The organism is Sediminicoccus rosea (genome assembly GCF_033547095.1).
GTDB classification, from domain to species: Bacteria; Pseudomonadota; Alphaproteobacteria; order Acetobacterales; family Acetobacteraceae; genus Roseococcus; species Roseococcus rosea.
The window spans coordinates 779,707-797,882 of record NZ_CP137852.1; the positions used below are offsets into that span (position 1 = coordinate 779,707).

17 protein-coding genes are annotated in these 18,176 nt (G+C 69.5%); 10 read left to right on the forward strand and 7 right to left on the reverse strand.

From position 1 onward, the window contains the following. Nucleotides 1–7: 7 nt before the first annotated feature. From R9Z33_RS03735 to R9Z33_RS03765, 7 genes are all read left to right on the forward strand, one after another. Nucleotides 8–877 (forward strand): branched-chain amino acid ABC transporter permease, encoded by an 870-nt coding sequence (locus tag R9Z33_RS03735; RefSeq protein ID WP_318649959.1) that lies wholly within the window; start codon nucleotides 8–10, stop codon nucleotides 875–877. After that, entirely contained in the window at nucleotides 874–1,806 is a 933-nt protein-coding gene (locus tag R9Z33_RS03740) for a branched-chain amino acid ABC transporter permease (RefSeq protein WP_318649960.1), read from the forward strand. The genes R9Z33_RS03735 and R9Z33_RS03740 overlap by 4 nt, the downstream gene beginning before the upstream one ends. After that, nucleotides 1,803–2,546: an ABC transporter ATP-binding protein gene (locus R9Z33_RS03745; RefSeq protein WP_318649961.1), complete on the forward strand. Its 744-nt coding sequence runs from the start codon at nucleotides 1,803–1,805 to the stop codon at nucleotides 2,544–2,546. Before R9Z33_RS03740 ends, R9Z33_RS03745 begins: the two co-directional genes overlap by 4 nt. Continuing rightward, nucleotides 2,546–3,241: an ABC transporter ATP-binding protein gene (locus tag R9Z33_RS03750; RefSeq protein ID WP_318649962.1), complete on the forward strand. Its 696-nt coding sequence runs from the start codon at nucleotides 2,546–2,548 to the stop codon at nucleotides 3,239–3,241. The genes R9Z33_RS03745 and R9Z33_RS03750 overlap by 1 nt, the downstream gene beginning before the upstream one ends. An 11-nt stretch (nucleotides 3,242–3,252) precedes the next feature. Further along, entirely contained in the window at nucleotides 3,253–4,887 is a 1,635-nt protein-coding gene (locus tag R9Z33_RS03755) for a class I adenylate-forming enzyme family protein (protein ID WP_318649963.1), read from the forward strand. Beyond that, nucleotides 4,884–5,687 carry an enoyl-CoA hydratase/isomerase family protein gene (locus R9Z33_RS03760; RefSeq protein WP_318649964.1) on the forward strand — a complete coding sequence of 268 codons (804 nt, stop codon included), beginning with the start codon at nucleotides 4,884–4,886 and terminating at the stop codon, nucleotides 5,685–5,687. The genes R9Z33_RS03755 and R9Z33_RS03760 overlap by 4 nt, the downstream gene beginning before the upstream one ends. Nucleotides 5,688–5,900: 213 nt before the next feature. After that, complete coding sequence (locus tag R9Z33_RS03765) at nucleotides 5,901–8,210, forward strand: molybdopterin guanine dinucleotide-containing S/N-oxide reductase (protein ID WP_318649965.1); 2,310 nt, start codon at nucleotides 5,901–5,903, stop codon at nucleotides 8,208–8,210. Between the two features lie 128 nt (nucleotides 8,211–8,338). Here R9Z33_RS03765 and R9Z33_RS03770 read toward each other — a convergent pair whose 3' ends face one another. The 5 genes from R9Z33_RS03770 to R9Z33_RS03790 form a co-directional block, all read right to left on the reverse strand. After that, nucleotides 8,339–8,836: a calcium-binding protein gene (locus R9Z33_RS03770; protein ID WP_318649966.1), complete on the reverse strand. Its 498-nt coding sequence runs from the start codon at nucleotides 8,834–8,836 to the stop codon at nucleotides 8,339–8,341. A gap of 92 nt (nucleotides 8,837–8,928) precedes the next feature. Beyond that, a complete protein-coding gene (locus R9Z33_RS03775; protein ID WP_318649967.1) occupies nucleotides 8,929–10,011 on the reverse strand; it encodes a TauD/TfdA family dioxygenase in 1,083 nt (360 codons plus the stop codon). Between the two features lie 305 nt (nucleotides 10,012–10,316). After that, nucleotides 10,317–11,576 (reverse strand): Zn-dependent hydrolase, encoded by a 1,260-nt coding sequence (locus R9Z33_RS03780; RefSeq protein WP_318649968.1) that lies wholly within the window; start codon nucleotides 11,574–11,576, stop codon nucleotides 10,317–10,319. Further along, nucleotides 11,573–12,298 (reverse strand): enoyl-CoA hydratase/isomerase family protein, encoded by a 726-nt coding sequence (locus tag R9Z33_RS03785; RefSeq protein ID WP_318649969.1) that lies wholly within the window; start codon nucleotides 12,296–12,298, stop codon nucleotides 11,573–11,575. The genes R9Z33_RS03780 and R9Z33_RS03785 overlap by 4 nt, the downstream gene beginning before the upstream one ends. Nucleotides 12,299–12,935: 637 nt before the next feature. Beyond that, a complete protein-coding gene (locus tag R9Z33_RS03790) occupies nucleotides 12,936–13,163 on the reverse strand; it encodes a hypothetical protein (protein ID WP_318649970.1) in 228 nt (75 codons plus the stop codon). Between the two features lie 176 nt (nucleotides 13,164–13,339). Between R9Z33_RS03790 and R9Z33_RS03795 the strand changes: the two genes are divergently transcribed. The 3 genes from R9Z33_RS03795 (at nucleotide 13,340) to aspT (ending at nucleotide 15,916) form a co-directional block, all read left to right on the forward strand. Continuing rightward, nucleotides 13,340–13,699 (forward strand): DUF1622 domain-containing protein, encoded by a 360-nt coding sequence (locus tag R9Z33_RS03795; protein WP_318649971.1) that lies wholly within the window; start codon nucleotides 13,340–13,342, stop codon nucleotides 13,697–13,699. A gap of 123 nt (nucleotides 13,700–13,822) precedes the next feature. Further along, nucleotides 13,823–14,200: a cation:proton antiporter family protein gene (locus R9Z33_RS03800; protein ID WP_318649972.1), complete on the forward strand. Its 378-nt coding sequence runs from the start codon at nucleotides 13,823–13,825 to the stop codon at nucleotides 14,198–14,200. Nucleotides 14,201–14,224: 24 nt separating this feature from the next. After that, the gene (aspT, locus tag R9Z33_RS03805; protein ID WP_318649973.1) at nucleotides 14,225–15,916 is read left to right on the forward strand and encodes an aspartate-alanine antiporter; all 1,692 of its coding nucleotides are present in this window, start codon (nucleotides 14,225–14,227) and stop codon (nucleotides 15,914–15,916) included. A gap of 157 nt (nucleotides 15,917–16,073) precedes the next feature. Here the strand turns inward: aspT and R9Z33_RS03810 are convergent, their stop codons facing one another. Together R9Z33_RS03810 and R9Z33_RS03815 are read right to left on the reverse strand one after the other, a co-directional pair. Next, nucleotides 16,074–16,874 carry a phosphodiesterase gene (locus R9Z33_RS03810; protein ID WP_318649974.1) on the reverse strand — a complete coding sequence of 267 codons (801 nt, stop codon included), beginning with the start codon at nucleotides 16,872–16,874 and terminating at the stop codon, nucleotides 16,074–16,076. Between the two features lie 4 nt (nucleotides 16,875–16,878). Further along, complete coding sequence (locus R9Z33_RS03815) at nucleotides 16,879–18,150, reverse strand: extracellular solute-binding protein (protein ID WP_318649975.1); 1,272 nt, start codon at nucleotides 18,148–18,150, stop codon at nucleotides 16,879–16,881. Nucleotides 18,151–18,176 lie beyond the last annotated feature (26 nt).

Genomic DNA, 18,176 nt, shown 5'->3' on the forward strand with positions numbered 1-18,176 from the left:
ACGGGCGATGGACCCCCTCGCGCTCTTTACCCTGCAGACGCTGAACGCGCTTTCGCTTTCGGCGCTGCTCTTCTTCATTTCGCTGGGGCTGACGCTGATCTTCGGCATCATGCGGGTGGTGAATTTCGCGCATGGGGCGCTGTTCATGCTGGGCGCCTATGTCGGCGTGGCGACCCAGACGGCAACGGGCAGCTTCGCCCTCTCGCTGGTCGCGGCCCCGCTCGCGGCAGCGCTGCTCGGCCTCGCCTTCGAGCGGAGCGCCCTCTCGCGGCTTTATGCGCGGGAACATTCGGCCTTCCTGCTGGTCACCTTCGGCCTCGCCCTCGCGCTGACCGAGGCGATCCGGCTGATCTGGGGGGCGGATGCGCGCCAGGCGGAACTGCCGCAGGCTTTGGCGGGCATCGTCTGGGTGATGGATGAGCCGTTTCCGGTCTATCGCCTGGTCCTGATCGGCGCCGGGCTGCTCTGCGCGCTGCTCTGCTGGGCAGGGTTGCAGCGCACACGGCTCGGGCTGCTGCTGCGCGCCGCCTCGCAGAACGCGACGATGACGGCCGCACTCGGCAATGACGTGGGCCGCGTGCGGGCGCTGGTCTTCGCGCTGGCCTGCGGGCTCGCGGCGCTGGGGGGCGCGCTGGCGGCCCCCTTGCTCAGCGCGTCGCTCGGCCTCGGTTCCAACGTCATCATCGACGCCTTCGTGATCGTGATGATCGGCGGGATGGGAAGCTTCATCGGCACGGCGGCGGGCAGCCTGCTCGTGGGCTTCGTGCAGACCTTCGGCAATTTCTACGTGCCCGAGCTGGCCCTGGGCATGACCTACGCGCTGATGATCGCGGTGCTCGTGCTGCGGCCGGGCGGCCTGTTCGGACGGAGTGAATGAAGCTGACCGATCCGCGATGGGTGCTGGCCGGGATCGCGTTGGCGGCCGCGTTGGGCTTCGTGCTGCCGGGTCATGCGACGACGCTGCTGACCGAGGCGCTGATCCTCGCCCTCTTCGCGCTGAGCCTCGATCTTCTGGTGGGGCATGCGCGGCTGACGTCCTTCGGCCATGCCGGGCCCTGGGCCTTCGGCGCCTATACGGCCGCCACGCTGCTGCTGGTCTGGCAGGTGCCGCTGCCGCTTGCCGTACTGCTGGCCGGCGCCTTGACCGCGCTTGTCGCCATTCCGGTGGGATGGCTCTGCGTGCGCACGGGCGGTGTCACCTTTGCCATGCTGTCGCTCGCCTTCGCGCAGCTCGGCTATGCCGTGGTGTTCAAATGGAATGCGGTGACCGGCGGCTCGGACGGGCTGGCCGGCATTCCGCGCGCCGGCCTGCCGGAGATGTTCTCCGGCCGCGAGGGCTATCATCTTCTCGTCTGCCTCTTCCTGGCGTCGGCCTATCTGGTGGCGCATGGCTTCATCCGCTCGCCCTTCGGGCATGTCGTGGCCGCGGTGCGCGAGAACGAGCAGCGCGCCGAGGCGCTGGGCCATGATCCCCGCCGCATCCGCCTCGTCGTCTTCGTGCTGTCCTACGCCCTCGCCGGCGTGGCGGGTGCGCTCTATGCGGGCTTTGCCCGCTATGTCTCGCCGGAGCTCTTCTTCTGGACCGTCTCCGGCCATGTGCTGGTGATGGTGGTGCTGGGCGGCGCGGGCACGCTCGTCGGGCCCATGCTTGGCGCGCTGGCGCTGTTCTATGCCGAGCATGAACTCTCGGGCCTTACGCAAAGTTGGGGCCTGGCGCTGGGCATCCTCTTCGTGCTCGTCGTCATCTTCGCGCCCGCGGGACTGATGGGCTGGGTGCAGGCGGCGCTGCGGGGGAGGGCACGATGAGCCTTCTGGAATGCCGCGGCCTGACCCGTGCCTGGGGCGCCTTCCGCGCCGTGGATGGCGTGGACCTGACAGTCGAGGAGCGCGAGATCTGCGCCGTCATCGGCCCCAATGGCGCGGGCAAGAGCACGCTCTTCGCCATGATCGCGGGCAACCTGCGCAAGACCTCCGGCACGGTGCGGCTGGGTGGCGAGGATGTGACGGCGCTGCCCGCCCATGCATTGGCAAGGCGCGGCGTGGCGCGCAGCTTCCAGATCACCGCCATCTGCCCAGGGCTGAGCGCGCTCGAGAATGTGCGCCTGGGCGCGCAGGCCAAGATGCCCTGGCGATTCTTCGGCGGTGCCGCCGCGATGCGCCAGGGCGAAGAGCGGGCGATGATCTGGCTGGACCGCCTCGGCCTTGCCGCGCAGGCCGGAACCCTGGCCGGGGAACTGGCGCATGGCGACCAGCGCCTGTTGGAAGTGGCCGTGGCCCTGGCGCAGGAGCCGCGGCTGCTGATCCTCGATGAGCCGACGCAGGGGATGTCGGTCGAGGAGACGCGCCGCACCGTGGAGTTGCTGCGCAGCGTGATGGCGGAGGCGCGCACGGCCATCCTGCTGGTGGAGCACGATCTGGAGGTGGTCTTCGCGCTGGCGCCGCGCATCGTGGTGCTGCATCGCGGCCGCAAGATCGCCGATGGCCCGGCCGATGAGGTTCGGGCCGACCCCGCCGTGCAGGACGCCTATCTGGGCGGGCTCCATTGATGCTGGAACTGCGCGACATCCGCGGCGGCTATGCCTCGGCCGAGGTTCTGGGCGGCGTAAACCTGCGTGCCGCGCCCGGCGAGGTGACGGCGCTGATCGGCCGCAACGGCGTGGGCAAGACGACGCTCCTGCGCGGCGTCATGGGTTTGCTGCCGCGCTGCGCGGGGCAGGTCACGCTGGCCGGCGCGGCGCTGGCCGGTCTGCCCACGCACCGCATCGCCCGCGCCGGCATCGGCTATGTGCCGGAAGGCCGGCAGATCTTTCCCGAGCTGACGGTGATGGAGAACCTGGCCGTCGGTCAGCGGACACCCTCGCGGCTCTGGCCGGAGGAGCGGCTCTTCGCGCTGCTGCCCAATCTGCGCGAGCGTCGCGCCAATGCCGGCCGCGCGCTCTCGGGTGGCGAACAGCAGATGCTGGCCATCGCCCGCGCGCTCGTCACCGATCCCCGCGTGCTGCTGCTGGATGAGCCGAGCCAGGGCTTGGCCCCCATGGTGGTGCAGGAGCTCGCGCGCGTGCTGCGGCAATTGGCGGGCGAGGGCGTGGCGGTGCTGCTGGTGGAACAGAACCTGCGCATGACGGAGGCGGTGGCGGACCGCATCCTGATCATGGCGCGCGGCCAGGTGGTGCATGACGACACGGCAGCGGCCTTCCAGGCCGATGCGGATGCGCTGCGCCACCGCTGGCTGACGATGTGAGGGAGGCAAGGATGCGTTTCACACCCCGGCGGGATGAGGCGCGCGCGGCGCGATGGCGTGCCATCGGCCAATGGACCGGCGAGACCCAGCACGACCTGCTGGAGCGCGCCACCGCCGCCACGCCGGACAAGATCGCCATCACCGATGGCACGGCCAGCATCACCTATGCCGAACTGCGCGACGCGGTGGACCGCATGGCCGCCGCCTATCGCGCGGCGGGGATCGGCGAGGATGATGTCGTCGCCATCCAACTGCCCAACTGGATCGAGTTCGCGCCGGTCTTCTTCGCGCTGGAGCGTGTCGGCGCTGTCGCCGTCACCGTCTCCACCGATTTCCGCGCACGGGAGCTGGAGTACATCCTCCGCTTCAGCGAGGCGCGCGGCTTCGTGACCACCGGGCAGTATCGCGGCTTCGACCATCTTGGCATGGCGCTCGATCTGCAGACGCGGCTGCCGAACCTCGCGCTGATCGGCAGTCTGCGGGCCGAGCCACGCGCGGGGGTGACGGCGCTGGATGCCGCCTTCGCAGCCAGCGGCCAGCCGCCCGGTTTCCGGCCGCTGCGCCAGCCGGCGGCGGCGGTGATGCGGATGGCCTTCACCTCCGGCACCACCGGCAACCCCAAGGGGGTGATGCACAGCCACGAGACGACGCTGCCGGCCGCGCGCATCCTGAATCACGATCTGCGCCTCGGCCCGGAGGACCGGATGATGATCTGGCTGCCGCTCGGGCTGAACTGGGGCTACCTCACGCTCGTGCAGGCCATCATGGCGGGGGCGACCGCCGTGCTGCTGGAGCGGTTCTCCGCCAAGCCCGCGCTGGCCCTGCTGGCCCGTGAGCGCTGCACCTATGTGCCGACGGCGCCGGCTTCGCTCACCGCGTTGCTGCAATTGCCGGACATGGCGGGGGCGGATCTCTCGGCGCTGCGGCTTGTCGTCTCCGGGGGCGCCTCTGCGCCGGTTGAGACCATCCGCGCCTGGCGCGCCGCCGCCCCGGGCCATTTGCTCGAGCTCTACGGTATGCTGGAGGACGGGTTCCACACCTTCACCCGCCAGGAGGATGATCCGGAGGAGGTGGCGGGCTCCGTCGGCCGCGTCGCGACCGCCATGGGCCTGCGCCTGCTCGACCCCGAGGGGCATGATGTGCCGGCAGGCAGCGAGGGCGAGATCGCGGCCGATGGCCCCTCCGTGCATCTGGGCTATCACGCCAACCCCAGCGCCAATGCCGAAGCCTTCACGCCGGATGGATGGTTTCGCACGGGCGATCTCGGCTTCATTGATACGCGTGGCAATCTGCGCATCAGCGGCCGCGTGAAGGAGATGATCAATCGCGGCGGCAAGAAATTCTTCCCGCGCGAGATCGAGGAGGTGCTCTACACCCATCCCGGCATTCTCTACTGCGCCATAGTCGGCCTTCCTGATGCGCGGCTGGGCGAGCGCGCCTGCCTCTGCATCGTGCCCCGCCCCGGTGAGCCGGTCCTGGACCTGGCGGGCGTGCTGGAATTCCTCGGCGATGGCTTCGCCACCTACAAGCTGCCGGAGCGCGTGGTCGTGCTCCCGGAGCTTCCCTTCACCCCCACCGGCAAGATTCAGCGCCACAAGCTGGCGCAGGCCATTCTCGCCCGCGATCAAGAGGACACGACGCCGTGAACTACGACACGCTGCCCCATATCCTGGCCGACCGGCCGCATCCGCGCGTGCTGCGCCTCACGCTCAACCGTCCCGACCAGCTCAATGCGCTGACCCCCGACATGCACCGCGCGCTGACCGATGTCTGGCGCGAGATTGACGCAGATCCGAGTGTCAGCGTGGTCATCGTCACCGGCGCGGGGCGGGGCTTCTCGGCCGGCGGCGATCTCGATCTCGTCGGCCGCATGATGGAGGATTTCGAGACCCGCATCCGCGTGTGGAAGGAGGCGCGGGACATGGTCTACAACATGATCGGCTGCTCCAAGCCGATCATCTCCGCCATCAACGGCCCGGCGGTGGGCGCGGGCCTGGTCGTGGCGCTCATGGCGGACATCACCATCGCCGGGCATTCGGCCAAGCTGATCGATGGGCACACGAAGCTCGGCGTCGCGGCTGGCGATCATGCGCCGATCATCTGGCCGCTGCTCTGCGGCATGGCCAAGGCGAAGTACTACCTGATGACCTGCGAGCCGTTGGACGGCATCGAGGCCGAGCGCATCGGCCTCGTCTCCCTCGCCGTACCGGATGACGTGCTGCAGGCGCGCGCGCTGGAGACGGCGGTGCGCCTGGCCGAGGGGCCGCAAAGTGCGCTGCGCTGGACCAAGCATTCCATGAATCTCTGGCTGCAGCAGGCGCGCCCCATTTTCGAGGCGGCGGTGGCGATGGAGTTCCTGGGCTTCACCGGGCCGGAGTTGCCCGAGGGCGTGCAGGCGCTGCGCGAGCGGCGCAAGCCGAGCTTCGTACCCGGCAGCCCGATCTGAGGCAGCGCTGGCGACGTCGGCACGGATGCCGCGCGTTTGAGGCCGGGAGTGGGCGGTCGCATCGCCCTTCGGTCTCGGGCGGCGAAGCCTGGCTTTCGGCGGTTGCAATCGGCAGCGTCTCGTGCGCTGCATGGACCACGTAGAACCCGGATCAAAGCCGCAATGCCCGGGCCCGAGTCTGGGTGCGTCCTATAGAGGCATGGAGTCCATCGCGTGAGCGCCGAGATCGAAGCGAGCCAGGATTTCCTGCCGCACAGTTCGCATTGGGGTGTCTTCCAGGCGGCGCTCCGCGAGGGCGCACTCCTGGTGCGCCCCTATTCGGGCGATCCCGACCCGAACGACATTCTCCAGAACTTCCCCGCCGCCCTGCGCCATCGGGCGCGCATCGCCCAGCCCATGGTGCGTCGCGGCTGGCTCGAGCGCGGCCCGGGTCCGGATCGTGGACGCGGCCGGGAAGAGTTCGTCCCGATGTCCTGGGATGCGGTGCTGGATCTGCTGGGCGGGGAGCTCCGCCGCATCCGCGACAGGCACGGGGCGGGCGCGGTCTTCGGCGGTTCCTATGGCTGGGCCAGTGCTGGTCGCTTCCACCACGCCCAGAGCCAGATCCATCGCTTCCTGAACTGCGCCTTCGGCGGCTATGTCGCCTCGGTCAATTCCTACAGCTCCGGCGCGGCCTCGGTGATCGTTCCGCACATCCTCGGCAACTACGAGGACCTGACGAAGCACAACGTCACCTGGGATCAGGTGGCGGCCCATAGCGAGGTGGTCCTGGCCTTCGGCGGCATGGCGCTCAAGAACGCGATGGTCGCGGGCGGTGGCATCAGTGAGCATGTCGAGCGCGGCGCCATGCGGGCGGCACGCGAGCGCGGCTGCGACTTCATCCTGGTCGGTCCGCTGCGCAGCGATCTGCCGGAGGAGGTCGGCGCCGAGTGGATCGCCAATATCCCGGGAACCGACACCGCGCTGATGCTGGCGCTCGTGCACACCTTGGTGACGGAGGGGCTGCATGACCAGGCCTTCCTCGATCGCTACACCACCGGATGGCCCGTCTTCGCGCGCTATCTGCTCGGCGAGGCGGATGGCCAGGCGAAGGACGCCGAATGGGCAGCACCGATCACGGGGATCGCAGCCCAGGACATCCGAGACCTCGCCCGGCGGCTGCATGGCCGCCGCGTGCTGGTGACCGTGGCGCACGCCCTGCAGCGCGCGGAGCATGGGGAACAGCCGGTCTGGATGGGCGCCGTGCTGGCGGCCGCACTAGGGCAGATCGGCTTGCCCGGCGGGGGCTACGGCTATGCGCTGGGCGCCATCGGCTACTACGGACGCCGCGCCAATGCCGTCCCCGGCCCGACCCTGTCTCAGGGGCGCAACCGGCATGGCAACTATATCCCCGTCGCCCGTATTGCCGACATGCTGCTCAAGCCGGGCGCGGCTTATCGCTACAACGGGCAGACGCGCACCTATCCCGATATCCGGCTGGTTTATTGGGCGGGCGGCAACCCGTTCCATCACCACCAGGACCTCAACCGGCTACGCCAGGCCTTCGCGCGCCTGGACACGCTGGTTGTGCACGAACAGGCCTGGACCGCCACGGCGCGCCACGCCGACATCGTGCTGCCGGCCACGATGACGCTGGAGCGCGAGGATATCGGCTATAGCTCGCATGATCCGCTGATGGTGGCGATGCATCGCATCGCGCCGCCCTTCGGCGAGGCGCGGGACGACTACGATATCTTCGCCGGGCTCAGCCAGCGCCTCGGCGTGGGGCAGGCCTTCACGGAAGGCCGGAGCAGCCGCGAGTGGCTTCGTCACCTCTATGCGCGCACGCAGCAGGGTCTGCGCGATCAAGACCTGCCGGCGCCCGATTTCGATGCCTTCTGGGCCGCCGGAACATTGCGCCTGCCGCAGGCGCCCGATGATGGCGGCCCCTGGCGCGCGTTCCGCGAGGATCCGGAGGCCAACCCGCTGCCGACAGCGAGCGGGCGGATCGAAATCTTCTCCGAGACCGTTGCCAGTTTTGGCGAGGTGAGTTGCCCCGGCCACCCGGCCTGGTTGCCACCCGAGGAGGCGCCCGGTCCGGGCACGCCGCTGCACCTGGTCGCCAACCAGCCTGCCACACGGCTGCACAGCCAGCTCGATTTCGGCGCGCACAGCCTCGGCTCGAAGCGACAGGGGCGTGAGGTGGCCACCATGCATCCCGCCGATGCGGGGCCGCGCGGCATTGCCGATGGTGACATCATTCGTCTGTTCAACGGCCGTGGTGCCTGCTTGGCCGGGGTGCGGCTGAGCAGGGAGATCCGCCCCGGCGTCGTGCAACTCGCCACGGGCGCCTGGTACGATCCGGAGGACCCGGAGGATGACCGGCCGCTCTGCGTGCATGGCAACCCGAACGTGCTGACCCGAGATGTCGGAACCTCAGCGCTTGCCCAGGGGTGCACCGGGCAGTTGACCGTGGTGGAGGTGGAGCGCTTCAGGGGCAACCTCCCGCTGATCCGTGCCTTCGATCCGCCGACAGGCGTGTGACGATGCACGGGAATCGCGGATCGACCATGGCGGCCGTGCGTCAGGGGATGCGAACTCTCATCCCTTGATCAAGGGCTGGTGCCCCCCCGTTACGCAGCCTCGTCCTGCATGAGCCGAACCCTGTTGTCCTAGAGCCAGAGATCGGTTGCGGTCAGCGTGGCGATCCCGGTGAGCGTGACCTGGAAGTCGGCCCCGCCATCGCCATCCAGGTCACCCTCGAGCACCCCGCTGGCAAAGCGCAACTCGCCCACCACCTCGCCAAAATCGGCACCACCAATCCAGGTGAAGCTCTGATTGCCCAGCAGGCTGGAATCCGGGTCGATCCGGCGCAGGTCGATCCTGTCGCCCGCCGCCACGTTGAAGTCCGCGATGACATCACCATCGGCCTCGGTCGCGCTGCCGAACAGGAAGACATCGGCCCCGAGCCCGCCCTCGATGCTGTCCGCGCCCGCGCCGCCATCGAGGGTGTTGGCCCCGGCATTGCCATCCAGCCGGTTGGCCATGCCATTGCCCGTGCCGTCGAGGTCATCGCTGCCCTCGAGGCTCAGCCGCTCCAGGTTGGCATCCAGCGTGTAGCTGATCGAGGCCGAGGATCCTCTCCCTTGGCGCGTGTGGCCGCGCCACAAGCGCCGGTCGGGGCCGTGAGACCAGCCTCAGTCGTGGCTGGCCCAAACGGATCCCATCAGCCTGCCTGACTGCGACGGGCAACTTTCGCGCGTCAGTAAGGGATGTCCCTCATGCCGAGGCTGGCCGCTGCCCGCGCTTGATAGGCCAGCAATTCCGGTGTGACCTGGCGTCCCTTGAAGCCACCCCGAACCGTGCCGCGCTCGACGCTCTTATAGGCATCTTCCAGCGCCGCGCAGAGCGGGCGTCCGCTCGGCACCGCGAGCCAGAGGCGGAACAGGTGGCGCTTGAGCTCCTCTTTGTCGTGATCCTCGTAATGCGTGCGCGAGTGATAGAGCACGTGGTTGTTCACGAGCTGCAGGTCGCCCGGCTCCAGCCACATGTCGAAGGAGAAGGCGGGGCTGCTCGCCATGTCCTGCAATCGGTCCAGCGCCTCGTGCTGCAACGCCGTCAGCCGCGGCTCGCCCTCCATCAGTTGCGTCGAGCGGATGTGGTTGCGGAGGTAGCGGCTGGCGAAATGCCCCTCGCGCAGGCTGTAGACCGGCGCCATGTAGGTGGGTGGCTCATCCGGCGCATGCTCGTTCTGGCGGCTGTGCGGAAAGAGGCCGTAGAGCGTCTCCACGAGGTCGGGCCGTTCCGTCAGCAGCGCGTTGTGAATGGCGACGGAACTCGCCAGCCGGCTCAGCCCGCCCGACTTCGCCGTGTTGCGGCAAAGCAGCGCGACGATGTCGCTGCCATCGGTGTGATAGTCCAGCTCAGCATTGGTGTTGTACCCGCGCCCGCTGCCGCCGCGGTAGGTGCCCCCTGCGTCGCGCACATCGGACATCAACTGGCTCGCCTTCCCCTGAGGTCGCGCCACGCCAAGATGGGTCCCGATGGCCCAGGCCATCAGGCGGTTGTGCTCCACGTCCTGTCCTTCCATGGGCAGACCCCGCAGGACGAGGAAGCCGATGCCTTCTTCCATCTCCGCCTCGGCCTCGGCCAGGACAGCGCCGAAGGCGCCAAGCGGCACGTCGGCACGGGTGATCTCAAGCATCGGCCGGCCGGATTCCGCCAAGCCATCAATGGCGGCGCGCAGATCGGCCCTCTCGCGGTCGGTCAGGACGCGGAGCCAGCGCCCGGATTGTTCCAGCTCCGAGGGGCGCCAATCGGCCCGGCTGATGATCTTGTGTGTCACTCTCGTCCTCGCCTCGTTCCGCGCGGTTCTGGCGGCCGCGACCGGAGATAGATTTGCACGGACCTATTCTCCGGACCAGCGGTCGCTTCACCTGATCCCCCGTCAGGCTGCCGAAAATCCGTCCACCGGCGATTGCAGGTCGGCTCCGTCACCCCGATTGCTCGCAGCGCACCGGCCACGATCTTCCTCTCGCCAACCCGCCCCTCCGCCGACCGTCGCTTTGCCACGCCGTAGGACGCGGCAGGCGTGAGAGAGGAGGGCTTCGATGCCCCAGGGTGCAGCGTTGCCGCCCCCCATCCGTGCCGTCAGGTCGCCAGCCATTCGGCGAGGACATGGATGGCCGCCATCAGGTCCGGCGTATCCATCGCCTCATGGGGGTTGTGGCTGCCATTCTGGTTGCGGACGAGCAGCATGCCCGTCGGCACGCCGGCGGCGGCGAAATTGTTCGCGTCATGGCTGCCCGGGCTGTTCAGGCGTGGGGCGTTGACGCCGCAGCGTCGCGCGGCCGTCGACAGGCCTTCGATCAACGCCGGGTCCATGGGGCCGGGTGCGGCGGCGCTGCGCTCGCCCAGCGCGATCGTGACGTTGCGATGCGCCGCGACCTCGGCCGTGATGGCCTGCAGCCGCGCCTCCAGCGCCGCCAGATGATTGGCGTTGTAGGCGCGCAGATCCAGGCTCAGCTCGAACTCGCCCGAGACGGCGGTGAGGCTGTGGCGCGCGACGGGCGTGTGGAAGCGGCCGATGGTGACGGCCATGGGGCGGCCCTGCGCTTCCTCGTCCAGCCAAAGCCGCTCCAGCGCGAGCGAGAGATCGGCACCGGCCAGCGCCGCGTCCCGGCGAAAGCGGTGCGGCAGGCCGGTATGCGCGTCCTCGCCCGTGATGCGGATGAAGGGGTGGCGCACATTGCCGGGATTGGCGAGGCAGATGGCCAGCGGCGCGCCGGCCTCGATCAGCTGTGGCGCCTGTTCGATATGGATTTCGAGATAGGCGCCGATGGCGCGTGGGTCGCGCAGGGGGGTCGCTTCGCGCAGGCGCGCGGGGTCGCCGCCGCAATCCGCGATGCTCTGCGCCAGGGTGCGGCCGGTGCGGGCATGCGGCAGGTCCAGCGCGCCCTGCGGCAGGCGCGCCAGCATGCAGCGGCTGCCGATGAGGCCGAGGCCGAACCACACCGCCTCCTCGCAGCGCAACGCCAGCACTTCGATGTCGCGCCTCGGCTGGATGCCGGCGGCCTTGAGTGCCGCGATGGCGCCGATGCCCGCGATGACGCCCGCCGCGCCATCGAAATTGCCGCCCTGCACGATGCTGTCGAGGTGCGAGCCGATCAGCACCGGCGCGACCTCCGGCCTGGGCGCGGCCCATCGCAAGGTGAGGTTGGCACCCGCGTCGGTGCTGGCGGTGAGGCCCAGCGCAGCGCCAGCCTCGGCGATCAGGGCCTGGGCCTGGTTCTCGCCCAGCCCATAGGCATCGCGCGTGATCCCCGGCGGATCCGCGCCGATCGTGGCGACACCGTCCAGCAAGCGCTGCACGAGCGGGGTCTGCGCCGCGATGGCATCGGCGAGGGTCATGCCTTCATCATCCTCGCGCGGTAATCCTGGATACGCTGCTTGAGGCCCGGCCGCGCGACCGAGCGCGCCAGCGCGGCAAGGTCGCCGTTATCATCGGCCTGGCGCGTGCGCCCGTGCAGCGCAGCCACGGTTTCCGCGTCGAGCCGCGTGGCGGCCGCGGTCGCGGCGGCGATGTCCTCGCCCATGGCGGTGGCGAGGCCAAGCGCCAGCGCCGCTGCCGCGTCCACCGCTTCACCCGCGAGCAGCAGTCGCCGCGCCGCGTCGCCGCCCACCAGGCCCGCCAGACGCGCGGTGCCGAGGATCAGGCCGAAGGCGGGGCCGGGAAAGGCAAAGCTGGCGCCAGGCATGGCAAGGCGGTGGTCGCAGGCGGCGAAGAGATCAGCCCCCGCGCCGAAGACGCGGCCCTGCGCGATCGCCACCGTCGTCACCGGCAGGGCGTGAATCTTCTGGAGCAGGATCTCGATGCGAAGGATGCGCAGCGCCAGATCGCCATCCGTGCAGGCCTCAAGGTCGCCGAGATCGAGGCCGGTGCAGAAATGCCGGCCCTTGCCGCGCAGGATCAGCATGCGCGCACCAGCCGCCAGCGCCGTGTCGATCGCGGCGTCCAGCGCCTCGACCAGGGCCGCGCCCAACGCATTGCCGCGCTCGGCGCGGTTGAGCCAGAGGGTGGCGGCGGGTCCATCCGCCTCGATGAGGACGAGGTTCTCTGTCTGCACGGTCATTCCCGCAAGTTATGGGCAACAACGGTGCAGGATTCGGGAGTTGGCGTCGATACGCTGCTGGTGCGGCCGGTTGCCATCCTCCGGCGCAAGCGGCGCACGCCATGGCGCGCATGCCTGCCGGCATCGCATGCGGTGAGGGCTGGATCCACGGTGTCGAAGCGCAGACGGCGTTCGTTGAACCGGGCTGTCCGTAGGAGAATAGCTGCGACGAGCGCTGCAACGGCAAATTTCCAAACCAACCGCTGGACGCAGAGCTGTTAAACCTTCTCCGGGAGGCTCAAATCCTGATCGAGGAATGAGGGTGCCACTGCAACCGGACCCGGTCACGCTCATCGCAGGGATATCGCCCGCCCGCACCTGAAACGCCATGGCAGGCGGCCCATCCAAGATGGCTCAGGAAGAGGTCCGGCAGGGATGGTGACCTGAAGTTTCGCCCGGATCATTCAACGGGGCCTGTCCATCAGACCACACGTGTTCGCCATGATCCGAACGCGGTCCCAACATCCATCAACACAGAGCCAAAGAGCAGATCATGCCCATTGGCCCACGCCAACGGGCTTCTTGCGTTAGCGCCAACACCCTCCGCCCCTCCGGGGCAGATATTCAAACGGCAGACCAAGTCATGCAGCGCCTTGTCCTAGAGCCAGATATTGGCTGCCGTCAGCGCTGCGATCCCGGTGAGCGTGACCTGGAAGTCGGCCCCGCCGTCGCCATCCAGGTCACCCTCGAGCACCCCGCTGGCAAAGCGCAACTCGCCCACCACCTCGCCAAAATCGGCACCACCAATCCAGGTGAAGCTCTGGTTGCCCAGCAGGCTGGAATCCAGGCCGATCCGGCGCAGGTCGATCCTGTCGCCCTCCGCCACGCCAGGCCTGTCCGATGCCCTGCGCCGCCCCGGGCTTGATGATGGGTGCGCGCCGGCCCCGCTCCTGGGCTAGCCTGGCGTGAGACTGGGCTGCATCGCCCCGCCCGCGCCGCGGGCCGGCGCCAGGCCCGGATCACCCACGCGCCCCGGCCATGGGGCCAGCCCGGAGCCCGCGCATGCCTGTCGTGCCCCTTCCCGAAGGTCTCGAAGCCGCGGTGATCGCGGTGGCCTCCTGGCTCAAGCTGGGCATCGAGGCGGTGAGCATCGCCATCATCCTCGTCGCCATGCTGATGGCGGTGGGGCGGTTGCTGCGCCAGGCGCTGGGCCGCGCGGCGCCGGATGTGCGGATGGGCCTGGCGCGCGGCCTCTCGCTCGCGCTGGAGTTCCAGCTCGCGGCCGACATCGTCGGCACGGCGATTTCGCCGGGCTGGGACCAGATCGGCAAGCTCGCCGCGGTGGCGGCGATCCGGACCTTCCTCAACGTCTTCCTGCAGCGCGAGATGGTCGAGGTGCCGCGCGCCAGCCCACCCCGCTGATCGCGGCCCACGCCCGGGTGCCGCCCATGCGGGCCTGTCCGCTCACCGCTCGCGAGGGCCGCGACGGTCATGGCGGAGGGTTAGAGGACAAAGCACTCCCGTCACCATGAGGTGGCGCCGCCCGTGAAGGTGCGGCTCACGGAGCATGCCCCTTGGCGCGTGCCCCAGCGCCCGCATGACGCCATCGGACGGCCGACGCTTGCCATCGTCACGACCCTGGGCGTCCTGATCGTCCAGACCGGATTGCCGGCCTTCGGCGCCGAGATGGGCCTGGGCCATGCGGGCAGGCTGACGGTCTTGGGCGTCATCCTCCCCTCCATCGCGCCGCGGCCGCGCGGCTGCGCCGATCCGCCGGCGGTGGCGCGCCATCTGCTGAAGGATCCGGGCCTGATCGCCTTCGTCGCCATCATGGGCCTCCGTGCGGGCAATCCGCTGCTCGCGCGGGGCATGGGCGTGCGGCTGACGGACGCCGGTTATCTTGCCATGCTGCCGGCGCAATAGCCCGATCGGCCAAGGAGAGCAGGAATGGCGTGGTTCGCGGAATTTCTCGTCAGATATCCGGAACTCGCGCTGTTCCTGGTCATCAGCATCGGATACCTCATCGGCCGCGTGCGGATCGCGGGCTTCAGCCTCGGTCCCGTCACCGGCTCGCTCTTCGCGGGCATCCTGATCGGACAGTTCGCGCATGTGCCGGTCTCGGGCATGGCGAAGTCCTTTCTCTTCCTGCTCTTCCTCTTCGGCATCGGCTATTCGGTCGGCCCGCAATTCGTGCAGGCGCTGAAGCGGGACGGGCTGAAGCCCGTGCTGCTCGCCATCATCTGCTGCGTCACGGGGTTGCTCACCGCCATCACCGTGGCGAAGACGCTGGGCCTGGATGCGGGCTTCGCGGCCGGCCTCGTCTCCGGCGCGCTGACCGAAAGCCCCGCCATGGGTACCGCGACCGAGGCGATCAACGCCCTGCCGCTCCCGCCCGAGGAGCGTGCGCGCCTGGTCGCGCACATCGCGGTGGCGGATGCGGTCTGCTACGTCTTCGGGGCGGTGGGTGCCATCCTGTTCTGCAGCGTGGTCGGCCCACGCCTGCTCGGCATCGACCTCAAGGCCGAGGCGTTGGCGCTGGAGCGTGAACTCGGTATCACCCGGCGTCCGCCGGGCACCATCTCCGCCTGGCGCCGCATCGAGGCGCGCGCCTATCGCGTGCCGGAGGGCGCGGCCGTCATCGGCATGACCATCGCGGCGGCGGAGGCGCGCAGCGGGGTGCACCGTCTCTTCGTCGAGCGCGTGCGGCGGAATGGCGAATTGCTGGAGGGCACGCCGGAGCTGGTGCTGGCGGTGGGCGACGTGGTGGCCGTCACCGGCCCGCGCGCCGCACTGCTCGAAGTGGTGGGCCCGCTGGCGGAGGAGGTCGAGGACCAGGAGCTGCTCGACATCCCTGTCAGCCTGGTGGACGTGCTGCTGACGAGTGCGGAGGTCGCCGGCCGCTCCGTCGCGGAGCTGGCGCGCGAGCCGGGCGCCCGCAGCCTCTTCCTGCGCGGGGTGCGCCGCGGCGGGCAGGAACTGCCGCTCTCACCCGGCCTGGTGCTGGAGCGCGGGGACATGCTCCGCCTCGCCGGGCCCGCCCCCACCGTGGCGCGTGCGGCCGCGCGCATCGGCGCGGTGGTGGCGCCGGTCGCCAGCACGGATTTCGTCGTGCTGGGCCTCGCCATCTTCCTGGGCGGGCTGGCCGGCGTGCTGGTCACCTTCACCGTGGGCGGGCTGCAGATCTCGCTCAGCACCAGCGTGGGCACGCTGCTGGCCGGGCTCGTCGTCGGCCATCTGCGTACGCGCTTCCCGCTCTTCGGCCGCATCCCGGATGACGCCGTCTCGCTGATGACGGCGCTCGGCCTCGCCGCCTTCGTGGCGATGACCGGGCTGCATGCCGGGCCGGTCTTCGTCTCGGCGCTGGCTGAGGCGGGCATTGGCCTGCTCTTCGGCGGCATGGTGGTGACGCTCATGCCAATGATCGTGGGCCTCTATTTCGGCCGCTATGTGCTGCGGATGAACCCCATCCTCCTCCTGGGCGGGCTGGCGGGCGCGCAGACCATGACGCCTGCGATGGCTGCCGTGCAGGATCGTTCGGGCAGCGCGGTCGCGGTGCTGGGCTATACGCCCGCCGCACCCTTCGGCCACATCCTGCTGACCACCTGGGGCACCATCATCGTGGGCGTGATCGCCGGATGAGCGGCCTCACCCTCGCGGGCGTGGTGGGCCGGCGCCGTGGAGGACAAGGAGGCGGTGCGGGCCGGCTTGCTCTCCGCCAGCGTCGCCATCCTGACCGTGGGGCGACCGTGGCCCCCTGAACGCCCATGGCGGGGCGCGCCTGAGGGGCTGGCGCCAATCAAAGGTCGAAAGGCCCGCTCTGATCGAGATAGTCGTGGCTGTGCACGATCACCGCGTCGTCGCTCACCCGCACCAAGGCATAGGCGGCAGGTTCATGGCTGCCCGGCACGGTTCCGCGTTCGGAGAGGTCGAGTGCCACCTGGTGCGCGGTGCCGCGGATCGAGCTGAAGGGGATGCCCCGCCATGATCCCGCCAGCGGCCGGTGCAGATGGCCGTGGAACATGTGCCGGATGCGCGGCTGGTGCGGCGCGAGCACGGCGGCCAGCTCGGCCGCATGCATCATCTGGATGCGATCCATCTGGACGATGCCCACGGGCATGGGCGGGTGGTGCAGGAACAGGAAGACCGCCCCCTCGCTCTCGGCCAGGCGGGCGGCCAGCCAGGCCAGCCGCTTCTCGCACAGCGCACCGGCATGGGTGCCGGGTGTCTTGGTGTCGAGTAGGAGGAAGAGCCCTGCCTCCGTTTCGATCGCCTGCTGGACGAAGCCGTCTTCGTCCACGCCCTGATCGGGGAAGGCGGCGCGGAAATGGTCGCGCTCGTCATGATTGCCGAGCATCAGGTGGAAGGGCAGGGGCAGCCCCTCCAGGATCTCGCGCAGCTGCGCATAGGCTTCGGGCTGGCCGTGATGCGTCAGGTCGCCGGTGGCGATCACGAATGCAGCCGGTGCTGCGCTGCCGGGGCCGTGCCGCTCGGCGATGCTCCTGACCGCCATGCGCAGCCGCTCCGCCGGGTCGAGCCCGTAATTGGTCTCGCCGGCGGGCAGGATGTGCAGGTCGGTGATGTGGATGAAGTCGAACATCGGATCAGCGGCGCGGCAGCAGGGCTTGCACGTCGGCCGCCATGCGGGTCAGCGCCGCCTGCGGCTCGGCCCGCCGGGCCACCACGCTTTGCAGATGGTCATTGATCGTGTCGGTGATGCGCAGCGCGTTCTGGCCGGGGAAGGCGTACCAGCCGGTGATCACATCCTGCTGGCGGAAGGTGACGAGGTGGTTCGGGTTCTCGCGGTAGAAGCGGCCCAGCATCTCCTCGCGCTGCGCCGGGATGGTGCTGGCGGGCATATAGCCGGTGGCGTTGACCATCATGGTGGCGCCGACCGGGCCGGTCGCGAATTTGATGAACTCCCAGGCGGCGGCCTGCTTCGCCGCGTCGCGCGTGAACATCATCGCGACATTGCCGCCGGCCGGCAGCCGCGCATTCGGGGCCGAGAGCGGGTAGCGGCCGCAGACCAGCGGGAAACGGCCGCCGATCTCGCGGTTGTAGCGGCCGAGCTGGGCGGTGGACTGCATCGAGATGCCCAGGCGCCCGGCGAAGAAATCGGCGATGGCGGCGTTCGGCCGCATGTCGGGCATGCGGCCCTCATCCACGAGCATGCGCAGGGCCGCGATGGCGCGCTGGCCCTGCTCATTGCCCATCGCCACCTGGCGCTCATCGGCTGACAGCATGGTCCCGCCATGGCTGAAGACCAGCGCCTGCCAGGCCCAGTTTCCGGTGATGGTCCAGTCGTAGAACATGCCGTTCAGGTTCTCGGCCGTGCCATGGATGGCACGCGCCAGCGCCGCGACCTCGGCCCAGCTGCTGGGCAGCTTCTCCGGATTGCCGCCGGCGCGGCGCAGCTGTTCCATATTGTAGTAGAGGATGGGCGTGGAGAGCGCGAAGCCGATGCCGGTCTGCAACTGGCCGACCTGGCCGAGCGACAGCAGGCTCTCCGAATAACCCTGCTCGGCGAGGCGCGCATCGGCCGCCATGAAGGGCTTGAGGTCCACCGGGATTTCGCGTTCGACCAGCGTGCGCTGCCGGTTCAGGCCATGGAAGGCGACATCGGGCAACTGGCGCGTCACCGCATCGCGCAGGTTGCGCTGGAGGATGGCCTCGTAATCGGGCTCGGGCGCGCGGATCGTCACGCGGATGTTGGGGTTGGCCCGCATGAAGGCGGTGGCCACCTCCTCCATCAGGCCGCGGAACAGCTCCGGGATGGAATACTGGATGGAGATGTCCGTGGGGGCGGTCTGTGCCAGGGCTGGCGCTGCCAGGGCAGGAAAGGCAAGCGGCGTGGCAAGCAGGGTGCGGCGATGCATGGCGGGGCTCCAGCGAGTGTTGTGGG

What these genes read in the sequence shown, in the direction of transcription:
- R9Z33_RS03735 (WP_318649959.1), top strand. Translation starts at nt 8, where the DNA reads ATGGACCCCCTCGCGCTCTTTACCCTGCAGACGCTGAACGCGCTTTCG.
- R9Z33_RS03740 (WP_318649960.1), top strand. Translation starts at nt 874, where the DNA reads ATGAAGCTGACCGATCCGCGATGGGTGCTGGCCGGGATCGCGTTGGCG.
- R9Z33_RS03745 (WP_318649961.1), top strand. Translation starts at nt 1,803, where the DNA reads ATGAGCCTTCTGGAATGCCGCGGCCTGACCCGTGCCTGGGGCGCCTTC.
- R9Z33_RS03750 (WP_318649962.1), top strand. Translation starts at nt 2,546, where the DNA reads ATGCTGGAACTGCGCGACATCCGCGGCGGCTATGCCTCGGCCGAGGTT.
- R9Z33_RS03755 (WP_318649963.1), top strand. Translation starts at nt 3,253, where the DNA reads ATGCGTTTCACACCCCGGCGGGATGAGGCGCGCGCGGCGCGATGGCGT.
- R9Z33_RS03780 (WP_318649968.1), bottom strand. Translation starts at nt 11,576, where the DNA reads ATGACCCTCGCCGATGCCATCGCGGCGCAGACCCCGCTCGTGCAGCGC.
- R9Z33_RS03785 (WP_318649969.1), bottom strand. Translation starts at nt 12,298, where the DNA reads ATGACCGTGCAGACAGAGAACCTCGTCCTCATCGAGGCGGATGGACCC.
- R9Z33_RS03795 (WP_318649971.1), top strand. Translation starts at nt 13,340, where the DNA reads ATGCCTGTCGTGCCCCTTCCCGAAGGTCTCGAAGCCGCGGTGATCGCG.
- aspT (WP_318649973.1), top strand. Translation starts at nt 14,225, where the DNA reads ATGGCGTGGTTCGCGGAATTTCTCGTCAGATATCCGGAACTCGCGCTG.
- R9Z33_RS03810 (WP_318649974.1), bottom strand. Translation starts at nt 16,874, where the DNA reads ATGTTCGACTTCATCCACATCACCGACCTGCACATCCTGCCCGCCGGC.
- R9Z33_RS03815 (WP_318649975.1), bottom strand. Translation starts at nt 18,150, where the DNA reads ATGCATCGCCGCACCCTGCTTGCCACGCCGCTTGCCTTTCCTGCCCTG.